This is a genomic window from Patulibacter americanus DSM 16676, from assembly GCF_000420025.1.
GTDB lineage: Bacteria > Actinomycetota > Thermoleophilia > Solirubrobacterales > Solirubrobacteraceae > Patulibacter > Patulibacter americanus.
In genome coordinates this window covers 103,700-119,938 of record NZ_ATUD01000008.1, presented here as the reverse complement: position 1 = coordinate 119,938, position 16,239 = coordinate 103,700, and the positions used below count along the sequence as shown (strand labels likewise).

General features: G+C 74.1%; 15 protein-coding genes and 2 pseudogenes. 9 read left to right on the top strand and 8 right to left on the bottom strand.

Going from position 1 to position 16,239, the window contains the following annotated elements; all coding sequences use genetic code 11:
* Window positions 1–219 precede the first annotated feature (219 nt).
* The 4 genes from F593_RS0114205 to F593_RS25400 all read left to right on the top strand — a co-directional run bounded on the left by F593_RS0114205 (window position 220) and on the right by F593_RS25400 (window position 4,042).
* Window positions 220–633, top strand: coding sequence for a hypothetical protein (locus tag F593_RS0114205; protein ID WP_022929416.1), 414 nt, complete (start codon window positions 220–222; stop codon window positions 631–633).
* A 301-nt stretch (window positions 634–934) separates the two neighbouring features.
* Complete coding sequence (gene lhgO / locus F593_RS25405; RefSeq protein ID WP_022929415.1) at window positions 935–2,218, top strand: L-2-hydroxyglutarate oxidase; 1,284 nt, start codon at window positions 935–937, stop codon at window positions 2,216–2,218.
* Window positions 2,219–2,326: 108 nt separating this feature from the next.
* Complete coding sequence (locus tag F593_RS0114195; protein WP_022929414.1) at window positions 2,327–2,713, top strand: hypothetical protein; 387 nt, start codon at window positions 2,327–2,329, stop codon at window positions 2,711–2,713.
* Window positions 2,714–2,947: 234 nt separating this feature from the next.
* Window positions 2,948–4,042: a DUF808 domain-containing protein gene (locus tag F593_RS25400; RefSeq protein ID WP_022929413.1), complete on the top strand. Its 1,095-nt coding sequence runs from the start codon at window positions 2,948–2,950 to the stop codon at window positions 4,040–4,042.
* Window positions 4,043–4,127: 85 nt separating this feature from the next.
* On the opposite strand, the gene F593_RS25395 is transcribed toward F593_RS25400, so the two are convergent.
* The 3 genes from F593_RS25395 to F593_RS0114175 all read right to left on the bottom strand — a co-directional run bounded on the left by F593_RS25395 (window position 4,128) and on the right by F593_RS0114175 (window position 6,914).
* Window positions 4,128–4,322: a hypothetical protein gene (locus F593_RS25395; protein WP_022929412.1), complete on the bottom strand. Its 195-nt coding sequence runs from the start codon at window positions 4,320–4,322 to the stop codon at window positions 4,128–4,130.
* 144 nt (window positions 4,323–4,466) lie between these two features.
* Window positions 4,467–5,768 (bottom strand): acetyl-CoA hydrolase/transferase family protein, encoded by a 1,302-nt coding sequence (locus F593_RS0114180; RefSeq protein WP_022929411.1) that lies wholly within the window; start codon window positions 5,766–5,768, stop codon window positions 4,467–4,469.
* A 174-nt stretch (window positions 5,769–5,942) separates the two neighbouring features.
* Window positions 5,943–6,914, bottom strand: coding sequence for a hypothetical protein (locus tag F593_RS0114175; RefSeq protein ID WP_022929410.1), 972 nt, complete (start codon window positions 6,912–6,914; stop codon window positions 5,943–5,945).
* 122 nt (window positions 6,915–7,036) lie between these two features.
* On the opposite strand from F593_RS0114175, the gene F593_RS28480 reads away from it, so the two are divergent.
* Both F593_RS28480 and F593_RS0114165 read left to right on the top strand, forming a co-directional pair.
* The gene (locus F593_RS28480; RefSeq protein WP_022929409.1) at window positions 7,037–7,390 is read left to right on the top strand and encodes an HNH endonuclease; all 354 of its coding nucleotides are present in this window, start codon (window positions 7,037–7,039) and stop codon (window positions 7,388–7,390) included.
* 67 nt (window positions 7,391–7,457) lie between these two features.
* Window positions 7,458–8,069, top strand: a complete 612-nt coding sequence (locus F593_RS0114165) for a TetR/AcrR family transcriptional regulator (RefSeq protein ID WP_022929408.1) — start codon at window positions 7,458–7,460, stop codon at window positions 8,067–8,069.
* A gap of 8 nt (window positions 8,070–8,077) precedes the next feature.
* On the opposite strand, the pseudogene F593_RS30880 reads toward F593_RS0114165, so the two are convergent.
* From F593_RS30880 to F593_RS25380, 4 genes and pseudogenes are all read right to left on the bottom strand, one after another.
* Window positions 8,078–9,642: pseudogene (locus F593_RS30880) on the bottom strand (MFS transporter).
* Window positions 9,643–9,765: 123 nt separating this feature from the next.
* Window positions 9,766–10,089 carry a DUF4387 family protein gene (locus F593_RS0114155; RefSeq protein ID WP_022929407.1) on the bottom strand — a complete coding sequence of 108 codons (324 nt, stop codon included), beginning with the start codon at window positions 10,087–10,089 and terminating at the stop codon, window positions 9,766–9,768.
* Window positions 10,086–11,453, bottom strand: a complete 1,368-nt coding sequence (locus tag F593_RS0114150) for an acyclic terpene utilization AtuA family protein (RefSeq protein ID WP_022929406.1) — start codon at window positions 11,451–11,453, stop codon at window positions 10,086–10,088. The genes F593_RS0114155 and F593_RS0114150 overlap by 4 nt, the downstream gene beginning before the upstream one ends.
* Window positions 11,450–12,754 carry an MFS transporter gene (locus F593_RS25380; RefSeq protein ID WP_084630073.1) on the bottom strand — a complete coding sequence of 435 codons (1,305 nt, stop codon included), beginning with the start codon at window positions 12,752–12,754 and terminating at the stop codon, window positions 11,450–11,452. Before F593_RS25380 ends, F593_RS0114150 begins: the two co-directional genes overlap by 4 nt.
* Window positions 12,755–12,848: 94 nt before the next feature.
* On the opposite strand from F593_RS25380, the gene F593_RS0114140 reads away from it, so the two are divergent.
* Window positions 12,849–13,523 (top strand): GntR family transcriptional regulator, encoded by a 675-nt coding sequence (locus F593_RS0114140; protein WP_022929404.1) that lies wholly within the window; start codon window positions 12,849–12,851, stop codon window positions 13,521–13,523.
* 154 nt (window positions 13,524–13,677) lie between these two features.
* Window positions 13,678–13,776 (top strand): annotated as a pseudogene (locus F593_RS31285) (YciI family protein); the annotation flags it as partial.
* 63 nt (window positions 13,777–13,839) lie between these two features.
* On the opposite strand, the gene F593_RS25370 reads toward F593_RS31285, so the two are convergent.
* Entirely contained in the window at window positions 13,840–15,345 is a 1,506-nt protein-coding gene (locus F593_RS25370) for an MFS transporter (protein WP_022929402.1), read from the bottom strand.
* 158 nt (window positions 15,346–15,503) lie between these two features.
* Between F593_RS25370 and F593_RS0114125 the strand changes: the two genes are divergently transcribed.
* Window positions 15,504–16,097: a TetR/AcrR family transcriptional regulator gene (locus F593_RS0114125; RefSeq protein WP_022929401.1), complete on the top strand. Its 594-nt coding sequence runs from the start codon at window positions 15,504–15,506 to the stop codon at window positions 16,095–16,097.
* The last annotated feature ends 142 nt before the right edge of the window (window positions 16,098–16,239 follow it).

The following is a 16,239-nucleotide window of genomic DNA, read 5'->3' as shown; positions in this document are numbered from 1 at the left end:
GCCCGCCCGCCCGGGCGGTCGGCCGCCGCCGCCCCTTCGGACCCTCAAGTCCGCGGCGGTGCGGGCGATAGACGGTGAGACCCCGCTCGTCGGCGGTCGCCCATCGTGGCCCCGTGCCCTTCATCGCCGCCCGCTCGGGCGGCCACTCGTGTCGATCCCCCGCTCACCCTTCGATCCCCGCCTCGGCCCGGCGTTCGCCCCGGCCGTCGCCGTCGTGCGTTGACCGACGAGATCCTCGTCCGCGACCTCTCGCGCGCGGCGCTCGCGTACGCGGCGCACCAGTCCGCCCGGTGCGCGCACCTGCCGCTGGACCGTGACTGCGCCTGCTCCGAGGACGAGTTCCGCCGCCAGGCCCACCTGGCCCGCGGCCACCGGCTGTGCCCCGCGTGCCTCGGCGCCCGCGAGGTCGTCGTGCACGAGCCGCCCGCGCGCCCGCGCTGGGTGACGTGCGAGGAGTGCGCCGGCCTGGGCAACGTCGACCCGCCGGAGACCGTGGACGGCGAGGCCGTGGACGAGGACGGCCTGGCCCTGACGTCCCCGGAGGACGGCGAGGACGGCGAGGTCGACGGGGACGAGGAGGCCCCCGGCGGGGAGGCGGTCCGCACGGAGGACCGACCGAGTCCCTTCGTCTGACCGGCCGCGGCCTGCGTGAGCAGGCTGAGGAACGCCGGCTCGCCGTCGTCGGGAACCGGTAGGTCTCGACGTCGCCGAGCAGCCCACCGTAGAACGCCAGCGAGCGTGGGAGATCCGCGCACGACAGCATCGGGAACAGGCGCGACGTGCGGGGACTCTTCCACCGCGATCGGCCGCGACGCGAACCGATCGTGTGTGGCGGCCGCGACGTCGAGCGGCACTGTGCCCGGTGGGGGTGGGGCCGCCCCGCGGTCTCGCAGCGGCCCGGCGGCGCGGATCGGTGCGGGCTACGCTCGCGCGGATGACCGGCGACTCGGACGACCTCCGCGGCCCCGGAGCGGCCCGCGCCGACTACGACGTCACGGTCGTCGGCGCCGGGATCGTCGGGCTGGCGACGGCCCGCGAGCTCCGGACCCGCCGACCGGACCTGCGGGTCGCGGTCGTCGACGGGGCGGACGAGGTGGCCGGCCACCAGACGGGTCACAACAGCGGCGTGATCCACGCGGGGGTGTACTACGCGCCCGGATCGCTGAAGGCTCGCCTGTGCGTCGAGGGCGCCCGCCGGATGTACGCCTACTGCGCGGAGCGGGGCATTCCGACGGAGCGGGTCGGCAAGCTCGTCGTCGCCGTCGACGCGTCCGAGCTGCCACGCCTCGACGAGCTCGAGCGCCGCTCGCGCGCCAACGGTGTGACCTTCGAGCGCGTCGGGCCGGAGCGCATGCGCGAGATCGAGCCGCACTGCACGGGTGTCGCGGCGCTGCACTCGCCGAACACCGGGATCGTCGACTTCGCCGCGGTCGCCCGGGCGCTCGCGGACGACGTGCGGGCGGCCGGCGGTGACGTGCTCCTGGGGCGCGCCGTCACCGGCGTCGGCCGCCGGGGCGACCTGCGGGTGCTGCAGACGCCGCAGGGACCCATCGTCACGCGCGGGCTGGTCGGCTGCGCCGGGGCGTGGGCCGACCGGCTGGCGGTCGCCGACGGCGGTTCGCCGGACCCGCGGATCGTGCCGTTCCGCGGCGCCTACCTGCGCCTGCGCCCCGAGGCGACGGGGCTCGTCCGCGGGTTGATCTACCCCGTGCCGAATCCGGACCTGCCGTTCCTCGGCGTCCATCTGACCAGGCACGTGTCCGGTGACGTGCTGCTCGGCCCGACCGCCCTCCTCGTCGGCGCGCGCGACGCCTACGGGATCGGGCGGGTCCGCCGCCGCGACCTGGGCGCGACGCTCCGCTGGCCCGGGACGTGGCGCCTGGCCCGGCGGTTCTGGCGGACCGGGATCGCGGAGTTGGCCACGGCGGTCAGCCGCCGGGCGTTCGTGGCGAGCGCCGCCCGCTACGTGCCCGAGCTGACGGTGGAGGACGTGACGGACGGCTGGGCGGGGATCCGGGCGCAGGCCGTCTCCCGCGACGGGCGCCTGGTCGACGACTTCGTGTTCGACGAGCGACCGGGGGCGCTGCACGTGCGCAACGCACCCTCGCCGGCGGCCACGTCGGCCCTGGCGATCGCGGCGCTGGTGGCGGACCGGGCGGGGGAGGTGCTCGAGCTCCGGGGGGCTGCGGGGGCGGCGCGGGGACCCGGAGGGCGGTAGCGCGCGCGGCGACCGGCGTCCCCGGGGCCCGCGGGCCGTCCGGTCTTGGCGGGCCGTCCGGGATCGCGCGGCTGGATCGGACATGGCCGATGCGGGAGACTCGCCGCCGTGTCCGACCGCGCGGCCTTCCGCCTCTACCGCGCGGCCTTCCGCGTGCTCCTGATCGCGCTCGTGGTCTCGATGAACCTGCGGGCGCCGACGGAGGTGGCCATCGGTCTCACGGCCCTCATCGCCGTCGTCGTCACCTACGGCCCCCCCGATCCGGACAAGCGGCGCGCGCCGATCGTCGTCGCCGACCTCCCGCGGGGGCGGGCCGTCACCTTCGTGGGACTCGGCCTGCTCCAGTTCTCCGCAGTGGGGTGGTACGTCGCGACGCTGTTCGTCGCCGACGACGCCGCCGGCCTTGCGCTGCCCGCGTTTGTGGCGCTCGCGCTGCTGTTGCTGGTGGTGGGCTACATGGCCTGGATCCGTCGGTCCCTCCCGCCGCCGACTTGAAGATGGCGCCGCGGCACACGCCGCACCGACCCCCGTCGCGCGGCGACCGCTCGGGGGCTGGCAGGCGTGCCCCACTGCGGCGAGCGGCGGCGCGCCACGTCCAACGTTCGGGCGGGATGACGACGGTCGTGCGTCCTGATCGCCCGCCGTTGTCTACGGTCCCCGCATGACCGACGGACCGCTTGACCGGCCAGCCGCCTCGTCCCGCCCGACCACCGGCGAGGGGGCGGCCCGATGAGCGCCGGTCTCGCCGCCCTCCTGGACGACATCTCCGTCCTCGCGCGCGCCGCCGCCGCGTCCGTCGACGACGTCGCCGCCGGCGCGGGCCGCGCGAGCGTGAAGGCGGTGGGCGTCGTCGTCGACGACACGGCCGTCACGCCGCGCTACGTGCAGGGGATCAAGCCGGAGCGCGAGCTGCCCATGATCCGGCGGATCGCGCTGGGCTCGCTGCGCAACAAGATCCTCTTCATCCTGCCGGTCATCATGCTGCTCAGCCAGTTCGTGGACTGGCTGCTGACGCCGATCCTCATGGTGGGCGGCTGCTACCTCTGCTTCGAGGGCGCGGAGAAGCTGTGGGAGGCCGTGGGCCCGAACCGTCACGAGCACAAGGCGGCCGCGGCGACCGCGCCGCCCGCCGACGAGAAGACGCTCACGAGCGGCGCCATCCGCACGGACTTCATCCTCTCGGCCGAGATCATGGTGATCTCGCTGAACGAGGTCTCGAACGAGCCGTTCGTCTCGCGCCTGCTGATCCTGATCGCGGTTGCGTTCCTCATCACGGCGGTCGTCTACGGCACCGTGGCGCTGATCGTGAAGATGGACGACATCGGTCTGCGCCTGGCCCGCAGCGGCGCGGGCGGCGTGGCGTCGTTCGGTCGCGGCCTCGTCCGCGCGATGCCGATCGTCCTCTCGGTGCTGTCGACCGTCGGCATCGCCGCGATGCTCTGGGTCGGCGGCCACATCCTCCTCGTGGGCCTGAAGGACCTCGGCGCCTCCTGGCTCTACGACCACGTGCACCACTGGGAGGAGGACGTCCACGACGCCCTCGGCGGGTTCGGCGGCGTCGGCGCCTGGCTGACGAACACGGCCGCCTCGGCCGTCCTCGGCCTGATCGTCGGCGGCATCATCACGGCGATCGTGCTCCGGTTCTTCCACAAGCATGACGACGACGGCCACGGCGCCGGGAAGCACCCGCACGCCGCGGGCGAGACGGTGACGCCGGCCGTCGCCACGACGCCCGGCAGCGGGTCCGGCGCCACCCGCGCCGGCGCGTCCGGTGCCCCCACGGCGGAGGAGACGGCCGGTCGCGAGGGCACCGACGGACTCTGACCCCGGGGCCGCGGGCACCTCGTCGGAGGAGTGACCCGCCGCGGCAGCGGCCGCAGCCCCCCGGAGCGCCCGGACGGGCGAGCCCTCAGGGACGCCGCCGGCGCAGCAACTCCCAGCCGCCCGCGCAGGCCATGAGCGCGAGTGCGGCGAGTGCGAGCGTCCCGCGCGTGCCGCCGCCCGACGCGGTGATCGCGAGGGACACTGCTGCGAGCGCGAGGGCAATCCATGCCACGGAGAACCGGGCGTCGGGGTCGGACTCGTCACGGGGCGGGCGTTCCACGCGCGGAGCATCACACGGGCGCCGCGAACCGCGCTCCGCCCCGGAACGCGGGCGAAGCGCGCTCAGCGGACGCCCGGCCTCGACGGACTCGCACGGCCCCACCACGCGCCGCCAGCGGTGGCGATTGGTCGCTCGCCAGCCGGACTAGCCCGCCGCGACCGGACGGGGCCCGAGGGCCCCGCGCCCCTCCGCCTCCTCCTTCAGCCACTCGCGGTGCGAGGGGTGGGCCACCGCGATCAGGGCGCGGGTGCGCTCGGCGACGGTCCGGCCGCGCAGGGTCGCCACGCCCCATTCGGTGACGACGTGGTCGACGTCGTTCTTGCTCGTCGTCACGATCGACCCGTCGGTCAGCGTGGGGCGGATGCGGGAGCGACCGTCGGAGGTCGTGGAGTGCAGGACCACGAAGGCCTCGCCCTCGGACGACGCGATGGCGCCGCGCGCGAAATCCGCCTGGCCGCCGCTGCCGGACCAGAGCCGGCCGGCCATCGTCTCCGAGGCGCACTGCCCGAAGAAGTCCACCTCGGTGGTGGCGTTGACGGACACCATGCGGCGCTCCGTGGCGATCGTCCGCGGATCGTTGACCCAGTCGACGGGGTGGAGCTCCACCGCGGGGTTGTCGTCGAGCCAGTCGTAGAGCCGCTGGCTGCCCAGGGCGAACGTCGCCACGGCAACGCCGGGGTGCTGGCGCTTCTCGCCCCCGGTCACCACGCCGCGCTCGACGAGCTGCATGAGCCCGTCCGAGAACAGCTCGGTGTGCACGCCCAGGTCGCGGTGGCCGGAGAGGGCGTCGAGCACGGCCTCGGGGACGGACCCGATGCCGATCTGCAGCGTCGCCCCGTGCTGGATCCGGTCCGCGACGAACGCGCCGATGGCGCGGTCGCGGTCGTCCGGGCGCGCGGGCTCCAGGGCGACGAGCGGGCGGTCCGTCCGGTACCACGCGGCCACCTCCGAGAGGTGCACGCGGTGGTTGCCGTGGGTGCGCGGCATCCGCTCGTTGACCTCGAGCACCAACGGGGCCTCGCCCCGGAGCGGCGCGACGTACTCGGCGTTCGTGCCCAGCGTGCACCAGCCGTCGGCGTCCGGCGGACTCGCCGCGGCGACGATCAGGGAGAGGTTCGTGTGGCGGCGCAGCGCGCGCGGGACGTTCGAGAAGTCCGAGGCCAGCAGGTCGCAGGCCCCGCTCCAGCACGCGGCACGGGTGGCGGGGGAGAGGAACAGGCTGACGTGGCGCAGGTGGTCCCCGCAGCGCCCGTCGATGTAGAGCCGCGGGCGGAGCGCGTGCATCTGGAAGACGCGCACGTCGGTGAGCCGCTCGTGCTCGCGCTCGAGCAGGTCGAGGGCCTCGACCGCCTCGCCGTTGGCCATGCCGGTGATCACGTCGCCGTAGGGCACCACGTGATCGAGCACGTCCTGGACGGTGCCCTCCGGAACTCGCTCGCGCTGCATGCGGCCGAGGCTAGTGGCGCGCGCGGCGCACGGGTCCGTCGCCTCCCGCGCGACTCCCGCGGCGGACTACGGAACCGGCGCTCGGCGACGCCCGGGTGCCGCGCACGTGCGCGCGAACGCCCTGAGAGGACCCCGCCGCCGCGGGACCGGTGCGAGCGCCGATCCGGTCCGGCCTCAGCGGAGGTCGTCGACGAACGCGTCGACCGTCGCCCCTCGCGGCGCGGCCGCGACGTCGAGGCCGCGGTACGTGGCCCGGAAGAGCGCACGGGACGGCACCGGGTCCTGGGTGCCCTCCTTCCGGCCTCGGATGAGCCGCCCGAGCCGGCAACCGGCGCCCGCCAAGAAGCGCGCGGCCTCTTGCCGGGTGACGGGCAGGAGGCCGAGAACGGAGGGGTTGCAGGCACCGACGTGCTGGACGACCCGGGTCGGCGTACCGACGGCGGTCTGGCCGACCGCGACGGTGGCCGACCCGGCCCGGCCGGAGACCTCGAGGCGGAAGCCCGTGCACGCCGACCCCGTGTAGCCCGCGACGTTGACCGTGTGCAGCCCGGCGCTCTTCATCGCGCTGGCGGGACCCGTGCGCTCGCCGCAGCCGTCGCCGGTACCCAGGGTCACCCGGGTGTAGGTCCCCGAGACGGGCGAGGACGACTGCACGACGGCGCCCGAGCCGGCCGCCGGGCCGTTTGTGCCCTCGACCGCCGTCGCGGCGAAGAGCGACGGCCTGAACGACTCGCGCAGCCGGATGGGCCGGCGGTACCCGCCCGAGCCCTCCTGCGGCCAGACGCACACGACGTTCTTCCCCGCGGCGAACCGCGCCCGGCCGCTTGCGGTGAAAGTCGAACCGACGCCTCCGGTGGCGCGCAGCCGCCGTCGGTCGGCCGCGGACGGCCGGCGCGGGCAGCGCCCGCCGCGCGGCCCGAACCGGGCCGCGAGCCGCACCGTGCGGGCCGCGGTGCGCCGGCGGTAGAGCACCGTGACGTCGAGCGGGCGTCCCGAGAGGAACGAGGCGACCGTCGTACCGGGGTGCGCGGCGGTCAACGTCGCCCCGCCGCGGGCCAGGCGTGGCGCCCCGGTGTCGGCGGCCTGCGCGGTGGCCCCGCCCGTGGCGAGCAGCAGGACCAGGGAGAGGGGGACGAGACGACGCATCGAGCGAGCCTATCGGCGGGGCGCCGGGCTGCGGACGTCGTCAGCGCCGCGGGCGCCGCGCGGGCCCGCGCGGCTGGGTGCGCAGCGGCGCGGAGGCCCGCCGGGGCCCCTACGGTGTGGGGGTGGCCGTGACCGTCGAGATGCTGCTCGAGCGCGACGGTCCTGCCTGTGCGTGGTGCGGCCGCGCGCCCTGGCGCCGCGACCTCACCCTGGAGCACCTCGTGCCCCGGTCCCGGGGCGGCCATCTGACACCGGAGAACGTCGTCCTGGCCTGCGGCCGGTGCAACCGCCGGCGCGGTGCACGCCCCGCCGACGCGTACGTCCGGGAGCTCCTGCGCGACGGGGTCGCGGTCGACGTCGAGGGTCTGCGGACCGCGCTGCGGCGGCTCCTCGACGCCGACCGTCGCGTCCACCGCGAGGCCGGGCAGCGGCAGCTCGAGCGCCTGCGGTCCGTGGACGCGCCCGTCCGACCCTGACGGCGCGGGTACCGCCCCGCGGTGGCCTCGGGTCGCGGCTTCCCGCGGCTGCAGCCATCATGGGGGCATGGCTCCTGCGCCGCGTGACCTGCGTGCCGTCCTGCTGCGCGCCGCCGAGGACGAGCTCGCCGCCGTGGGCGTCGGGGCCGTGAGCCTGCGCGCCATCGCCCGCAGGGCGGGGGTCTCGCACCAGGCGCCCGGGCACGTCTTCCGCGACCGGGCCGGGCTGTTCACCGCGGTGGCGCAGGCCGGCTACGACGCGCTGGCGGAGGAGCTCGCGGCCGGACGCGACGCCGCCGTGGGCGGGCCGCCGGGGCGCCTGACCGGGGTGGGCGTCGCCTACGTGCGGTTCGCGCTGGAGCGCGGCGCGCTGTTCTCCGTGATGACGCGGCCCGAGCTGTCCAACCTCGACGACCCGGCGCTGGCGGAGAGTCGCGGCCGCCCGCTCCGGGTCCTCCACGACGCAGTGGAGGCGGCGGCGGAGACGGGGTGGGGTGGGGGAGCGGAGCCGCGAACCCTCGCGCTGCTCTGCTGGAGCACGGTCCACGGTCTTGCGACGCTCGCCCGCGACGGCATCCTGGCCATCGACGCCCCGGAGGCCACGCCGGAGCAGCTCGCCGACCTGCTCTCGCGCACGCTCGTCGGGGCGCTCGAGACCGGCACCCCGTCGGTGGACTGAACCGCTCCTCAGGCGGTCGCGGGAACCGCGGCCTGCTGGGGCACGTCGTCCGCGGCGCCCGGGTGCGCGGGCAGCCAGAGCAGCACGAGCACGGCGCCGACGGCCGACACTCCGGCGGCGACCAGGCACCCCGCCTGCAGGCCGTCGAGGAACCCCGACTGCGCTGCGCTGGCAAGTGCCGCGCCGGCGGCGGCATCCCCGCCGCGGGCGAGCCCGTCCGCCGTCAGCACGGCGGCGCCGATGGACTCCCGCGCCGTCTCGAGGACCGGCCCCGGGAGCGAGGCGCCGTCGAAGGCGTCGCGGTACAGGGAGAGCGCCACGCTGCCGACGACGGCGACGCCGAGCGTGCCGCCGAGCTCGCGGGTGGCGTCGTTGATCGCGGACCCCATGCCCGCCTTCGCCGCGGGTACCACGCCCATGATCGCCTCCGTCGCGGGCGCGCTGGTGAGCCCGAGCCCGGAGCCCATGAGCACCATCTGGAACGCCATCGTCGCGTAAGCCGTGTCCGCGTCGACCGTAGACGTCCACGCGAACCCGGCCGCGAACATCAGCAGGCCCCCCGCCACGACGAGCTTCGTGCCCGCCACCACCGCGGCGCGGGACCCCAGGATCGACAGGGCGGCGGTGCAGACCGCGAAGGGGAGCAGCCGGATGCCGGCCGAGAACGGCTCGTAACCCTTCACGAACTGGAAGTACTGGGTGATGAGGAAGATGAAGCCGAAGAGCGCGAAGAACGCGAACGTGATCGACAGCGCCGCGGCGGTGAAGCGCAGGTTCTTGAACACCGAGACGTCGAGCATCGGGAACGCGCGGCGGCGCTCCCAGACGACGAAGACGAGCAGCACCACGAGCGCGGTCACGAGCGCTCCGACGGTCGCCGCCGACGCCCACCCGCGCTCGGGCGCCTCGATCACGCCGTAGACGAGCAGGCCGAGCCCGACGGTCGACAGCGCGATCCCGCCGTAGTCCAGCGGCGGCGTCTCCGGGTCGCGGGACTCCGGGATCCGCAGCAGCGCGCCGACGAGCGCCAGGAGGGCGACGGCGCCGGGGAACAGCAGGGTGCTGTTCCACGACACGTGCTGGACGAGGAACCCGCCGACGACGGGGCCCAGCGCGATCGCCAGCCCGGCGGAGGCCCCCACAGGCCGATCGCCTTCGCCCGCCGCGCGCGGTCCGTGAAGACCTCGGAGATGATCGAGAGCGTCACCGGGAAGATGACCGCCGCCCCGACGCCAGCCACCGCGCGCCACGCGATGAGGTGCCCCGGCGATCCCGCGGTCGCGCCGCCGAAGGAGGCCGCGGCGAACAGCGCGAGTCCGATCAGCAGCAACCGGCGCCGGCCGAAGCGGTCCGACAGCGTGCCCGCGGCCAGCACGAGTGCGGCGAACGCGAGGTTGAACGCGTCGACGATCCACAGCAGGTCGGTCGTCGTGGCCCCGAGATCCTCGGTGAGCCGCGGCAGCGTGATGTTGACGATCGTCGTCGACAGGTTGATCACCAGGACGGCGAGGCAGACGATCGCGAGGATCAGCCGCTCCCGACCGGTGAAGGACGTCGATGGTTCGGCGCGCATCGACGAGACGGTAGGCACCCCGCTTGACAGTGTCAAGCCGCGGCGACGGGGACCCGGGCCCGGGCAGTCCGCGTGGGGCGCGGGAGGCCGGCGCCCGCTCAGGTCGCCTATCCGCCCCGGCCGCTACGAATCCTCCGGCACCGAGAACTCCAGGTCCATCAGCGGCCCGTACTGCTGACCGGCGTAGGAGTCGTTGTCGTAGATGGCGCCCTGCACGACGGGGCGGGGGACGGAGACCTTCACCGCGCGCGCGTGCCGGTGAACCGTGATGGCCACGTCCTCGGGCCGGGTGCCGTAGAGGCCGGCGAAGCGCTCCGGGGTGAGCACGTCGGCGGCCACGAGCGCATCGAGGGCGGCCTCGTCGCGACACATGAAGTCGAACGTCAACGTGAACGGGCCGGCGTTCTTCGAGCGCACGAGCGAGCAGAGGTCGAGCAGCGTGGTCATCGGATGGTCTCCGTCCGGGTGCGGAACAGCTCGCCCGGCTCGACCCCGGCCGCGACGTGGTTGAGGACGAACTCGTACACGGGGCCGCGATCCATCTCGGGCGGCGAGAACGGGTAGGCGATCGTCGTGACCAGCCCCTCGTACTCCGGGATCGGGAGGTGCGAACTGGCGTGCGCGACGAACGTGGCGATGTCGTGGGCCAGCCGCTGCTCCGGGGCGGTGACCGTGATGAGGACCCCGACCTCGTCGGCGTGCAGCGGCGTGGGCTCCGTCCCCGAGACCACGGCGCCCAGACCGTAGAAGCGGTACGAGATGTCGATCTCGTCGGGATCGACGGCATCGTCGAAGAGGTCACGGATCTTGGCCGCGAAGTACTGCTGCGCCAGCGGGACGAGGCTCGGCAGCCGGTCGATGACGACGCGGTCGCGGATGCCGCCGGCCACGACCGTCTGGTGGCCGACGAGGCGCGCGCCCTCGAGCTTGATCGTGTACTCCTGCGCGTGCTCGAACGCCGAGCCTCGGACCCGGACGGTCTGCTCGTCGACCTGCTCGTACGTCGCCTCCGTCGTGTCCAGCACGCCGGCCGGTTCGGTCACGCGGTACGGATGAGCGTTCTCGTAGAGCGTGTGGGCGGCGACCGAGACCTCGGTCAGCCGGGATCCGGCGGCGAGCGTCCGGACGTCGAAGTGGTCGTCGCGCACCGTCGCGAGGAGGCTGTTCGCGGACGGCGGGACCGCGCACGCCGCGCCGCACTCGATGGTCTTCGCCGCGTGCCAGATCAGCCCGGGGTCGAAGCCGCGCATCCGCGGGACGGCCGCGAAGAGCGCGGTATCGCTCGCGCGGCCGGCCAGCACGACGTCGCACCCCTGCTCCAGGAGCGCCTCGATCGGCTCCGTGCCCATCATCCCCACCACGCTGCTGCCCGTCAGGTCGTCGCGGGTGATCGACGGCGCGTGCGGCAGCGCCCGGATCTGGCCCGCGTCCCAGAGCCGCCCCAGCGCGTCGGACGACTGGCCGGAGTACGCGACGCCGACCGTGAGAGGCGCACCGTCGGCGCGCGAGAGGCTGCGGACGAGGTCGAGGACGTGGTCGACGGCGTCGTCCCGGCCGCTCGTGCCGCAAGAGCCGATGATCAGGGGCACGTCGAGCGCCGCCCGCGCGCGGAGGATGTGCCGCAGGTCGCCGGTGACGGCGGCGTCCGAGAGCTTCGGGGTGCCGCTGCCCAGGGCGGAGGGTCCGCTGTCGGTCGACCCGGCGTCGCACGCGATCACGTGGGGCTGCAGCGCCACCCCGCGCTCGAAGCCTTCGAGGTCGAATCCGGCGCCGAGCGCGCCGGTGGGGGCCAGGATGCGGATCTCGTTCATGCAGGGGCTCCGGAGGAGGGGTTGCGGCGAAGGTGGACGTGGGCGAGCCGGAGCAGGACCAGGGCGACGAGGACGAGGGCGCCGACGTCGAGGAAGAACCAGCGCCAGCCGGTCAGGTCGACCAGGGCGCCGACCACTGCAGGCCCCAGGGCTGCGCCGACCGCGGCGCTGACCGTGTAGAGGCCGGTGTAGGTGCCGACGTACCCGGGAGGGGAGAGGTTCCAGAGGATCACGATGGCGTTGATCGCGAACGCGGCGTAGCCGACGGAGGCGAGGCAGAGGGCGACGATCGCCCCCGTCGATGACGTGGCCACCGTGCCCAGGACGAGCGCCGCGCCGTAGATCGCGACCCCGACGCCGATCGTCCGGATGCGGCCGAGGCGCTCGGCGAGCAGCGCCGCCGGGAACGCCGCGAGCAGGAACGCGAGCCCGGCGGGCAGGACGAGCCCGCCGGCCTCGCCGCGGGAGAGCCCGAGGACGGCGGTGCTGTAGGGCGTCAGCAGCGAGCGCGAGGCCGCCCAGGCCCCGGCGAACGCGACGATCATGCCCAGGAGGAACAACCGGGAGCGATCGGCGTCGACGAGGACCTCGCGGACGATGGCGCGGACGCGGCGGGGGGAGCGGGCCGACGAGGCGGAGGACTCCGCCAGGGCCGCCTGGTACCCGGGCGACTCGCGGTCCCGGACCTTGCGCGCCACGACGAGCGCGGCGGCGAGCATGATGAGCGCCGGGATCGCGAAGGCGGCCTGCGGGTGCTCGTCGACGACCAGCAGGCTGATGAGTGCCGAAACCACGATCGTCAGGCCCGTCCCGATCTTCACCACCGCGTTGGCGCGGCTGCGCTGCTCCCGCGAGACGAAGTCGGGCATCAGCGCCTCGGCCACAGGCTTCACCGAGTTCGCGATCACGGCGTACCCGAGCATCAGGACGACCAGGACCGGCAGCGATCCGGCGTGCGGGATCGCGACGAAGAAGACGGCCGCGAAGGGGAGCCCGACGAGCAGGTACGGCACCCGGCGGCCCCAGCGACTGCGGGTGTTGTCGGAGCGGTTGCCGATCCACGGCTGGATGAAGACCCCGACGACGTTGTCGAGGCCCATGAACAGGCCGACGAGCGCGGCGCTCGAGACGTAGTCCTCGAGCAGCGGCGGCACCTGCGCGTCGTAGAAGCTCCACGTCACCTCGAGGGCGAAGACCGCCAGCGCGACGTAGATCGTGATGCGCAGCCCGACGCGCGGCGGCGTCGAGGGGTCTGCCGCCGCGCCGGGTCCGGCGTCGGCGTGGTGGAGGGTCGAGGGCATCGGTTCCTGGACGGCGCTGGGTGACACGACGCACAGACCGTAGCATTTGCCATAGCAAAAGGGCAACATACGGCAAACGACGTAGGCTGTGCCGATGAGCACCACCGCGCTCGCGTCCCAGGCCCAGCACGCGTATCAGGCGCTCCGGGCCGCCATCGAGGCGGGGGAGCTGCGCGCCGGCGAGCGCGTCACGGAGCGCAGCGCCGCTGCCCGGTGCGGCGTGAGCCCGACGCCGGCGCGCGACGCCCTGCGCCGCCTGGAGCGCGAGGGCCTCGTCACGCGTCTCGGCCCGCGCACGCTGGTGGTGGCCGAGATCTCGCCGACGACCCAGCGGCAGATGGGGGAGGTCGAGGTGACGCTGCGCGGCCTCGTCGCCCGGTTCGCCGCGACGAACGTGCGGGACGCCGAGGTCGTCGAGCTACGCTCCACCCTGGACCGCGCCGACGACCTGGTGGTCGCGATCGAGCACGGCGGCCGCACCCCTCGCCGCGTGCAGGCACTGCTCGAGACGCTCGCGGAGTTCAACCGCGGGGTCGAGCGGGCCTGCCACCTGCCCGCGCTCGTCGACGCGTTGCAGCAGGCGCGGGTGCTGTCGCCGATAGAGCGTGCCCCGCGTCTGCTCGAGCGCGCCGTCGTGGACGACAGCTTCGGGGCCGCCCGCTACCGCGACCATCGCCGGCTGCTCGACGCCATCGCGGACCGTGACCCGGACGGTGCCCACGAGGTCGCGATCGCCCACGCGCAGGCGGCGCTCGCCGACCTGTTGTAGCGCCGCGGCCGCCGACGACCGGACGAGGATGTGCTCGTCGGCGGTGTCGAAGCCCGAGCACCCCGTTCGACGTGGCGGTAGAACCGCAAACGAGGAGGACTCGATCAAGGTCGTGGTGTTCGTGCAGATCGAGCCGAAGGACGAGACCGGCGCGATGCCCAGCGACGACCTGCTCGCCGCGATGGGGGCCTACAACGAGGAGCTCGTGAAGGCGGGCGTGATGCTCGAGGTCGGCGGGCTGCGCGTCCCCTCGGTCACGATCAGTCCGGCGGTCGCCCGCTAGGCGTCGTGCTGCGCCGTCGTGGCGTGGGTGCGGCTAGTCGACGCGCGCGGACGAGGCCAGCGGAGGAGCGATCGCGTCCTGCACGCGGTCGTCCGAGCCCTCGGGCGTCGCGGTCTCGCCCACGGCTCCGGGCCGCACGCGCAGGACGAGCGCGGCGACGACGATGGTCGCGAGGACGATGCCCGCGGCGATGACGTACGCGACGTGGAAGCCGGCGTTGAGGGCCTCGGTCGCGTTCGTGCCGCCCGTGAGCTCGCTGGCCGTCCGGTCGGCGGCGAAGGTCGCGAGGACCGAGAGGGCGATCGCGCCGCCGATCTGCTGCGACGTGTTGATGAGGCCGGAGGCGACCCCCGAGTCCCCCGGGGTCGCCGCCGACATGGCGAGGCCCATGATCGCCGGGAAGCTCATGCCCGCGCCGAAGCCGACGAGCAGCATCGAGGGCAGGACGTGCTCGACGTAGCCGCCGTCGACCGGCGTCCGCAGGAGCAGGAGGACGCCGACCACCACGGACGCCAGGCCGCCGATCACCGCGGCACGGGCCCCGAAGCGCTCCTGCACCGGCTGGGAGAGCTTCGTCGAGACCGTGCCGTTCACGACGGTGAGGGGCAGGAACGCGAGGCCGATCTGCAACGGGCTGAAGCCGAGGACCTCGCCCGTGTAGCGCGCACCGAAGAAGAAGACCGAGAACACGCCGGCGAGCAGTCCGAGCACGATGAGGTTGGAGCCCGTCACGTTGCGGGAGCGGAAGATCCGCAGCGGCACGAGCGGGTGGGCGGTGCGGGCCTGCTGGAGCACGAAGCCGGCCAGCAGGAGGAGCGCCACGGCCGCGAGGACGAGGGTGCGGGACGACCCCCAGCCCTCGCGCTCCGCGCCGACGATGGCGTAGACGGCGAGCATCAGACCGCCCGTGAGCATGAGCGCGCCGGGCACGTCGACCTTGTTCTCCCCGAATCCCAGCCCGGGACGGTGGGGGACCAGGCGGGTGCCCAGCAGCACGGTCGCCACGCCGACGGGCAGGTTGACGAAGAAGATCCAGTGCCACGACAGGACGTCCGTCAGCACACCGCCGAGCAGCAGGCCCAGCGAGCCGCCCGCGGTGGCGACAAAGGAGTAGATGCCGATGGCCCGGCCCTGCGCGCGGGGCTCCCGGAACATCGTGATGATCATCCCCAGGATCACCGAGGAGCCCAGGGCTCCCCCGACGCCCTGCAGGAAGCGCGCCGCGATGAGGACCTCCTGGGTCGCCGCCAGGCCGCAGAGCAGCGAGGCAACGGTGAAGAGGGACATGCCCCAGAGGAACATCCGGCGCGGCCCGATCAGGTCGCCGATGCGGCCGGACAGCATCAGCAGGCCGCCGAAGGGGATGAGGTAGGCGTTCACCACCCAGGTGAGGTTGCTGTCCGAGAACTCGAGGTCGTCCTTCAGGACGGGTAGCGCGGTGTTCACGATCGTGCTGTCGAGCACGATCATCAGCATCCCCAGGCAGAGGACGTAGAGCGCGATCATGTCGCGGCGATCGGTGGGGTGGTCGGTGCTCATCGGGGTCCTTGTGGGAGGCGTCGTGGGAGACTCGCCGGCGGGCGCGCTGGACCCGGACCGCCCGAAGTGCGATCCTTGATCAACGCGGAGCGTGTCTCCGCTTCGCCTGGGGACCATACGGAGACAATCTCCGTTTCGTCAAGAGAGGATGGACACAGATGGCCGATGCGACCGGCGGCGCCCGCAAGGAGCGCAGCGACAAGGCGCGAAACCGAGAGCACATCCTCGAGGTCGCCGACGAGTACTTCTCGTCGGCCGACGTCAGCGGGTCCCTCGACGCCATCGCCAAGCGGGCGGGCGTCGGTGCCGGCACGCTGTACCGCCATTTCCCGACCCGCGAGGCCCTGCTTGCCGCGCTCCTGCAGGCGCGCAACGAGGAACTCGCGGCTCGTCGCGAGGCCATCAAGGCCGAGGGACACGAGCCGGATGTCGCCCTGGGTCTGTGGCTCGAGGCGATCGACGAATGGCTCTCGGCGTTCAAGGGTCTGCCGGAGCCGCTGCGGACGGCGCTGTCCGACGAGGCCTCGCCGCTCGCCATCACCTGCCGGGGCTTCGTGACCGACACCGACGAGTTCCTGGTACCGGCCCAGCGCGCGGGCAAGGCGCAGCCCGGGGTGCGGGGCCGCGACCTCTTCCTCGGCGCGCTCGCGACCTCGTGGGCGCGCGGCGCGGTCATGGCCGACGACGCCTCCGCCGAGTCGCTGAAGGAGCTCCTCCGTCAGGGGTGGGCGGCCCCTACGACTCCCGCGTGACCGCGCGGTCGAGGGCGAGGATCTCGGCGTTGTCGCGTCCGCGCCGTAGGTGGCGAGGACGGTCTCTTGTAAACCGGAGACAATCTCCGTATAGTCGGCGAGGCTGGTCGACGGTCGGCCAGCGCAGAGCCGACACGACCTC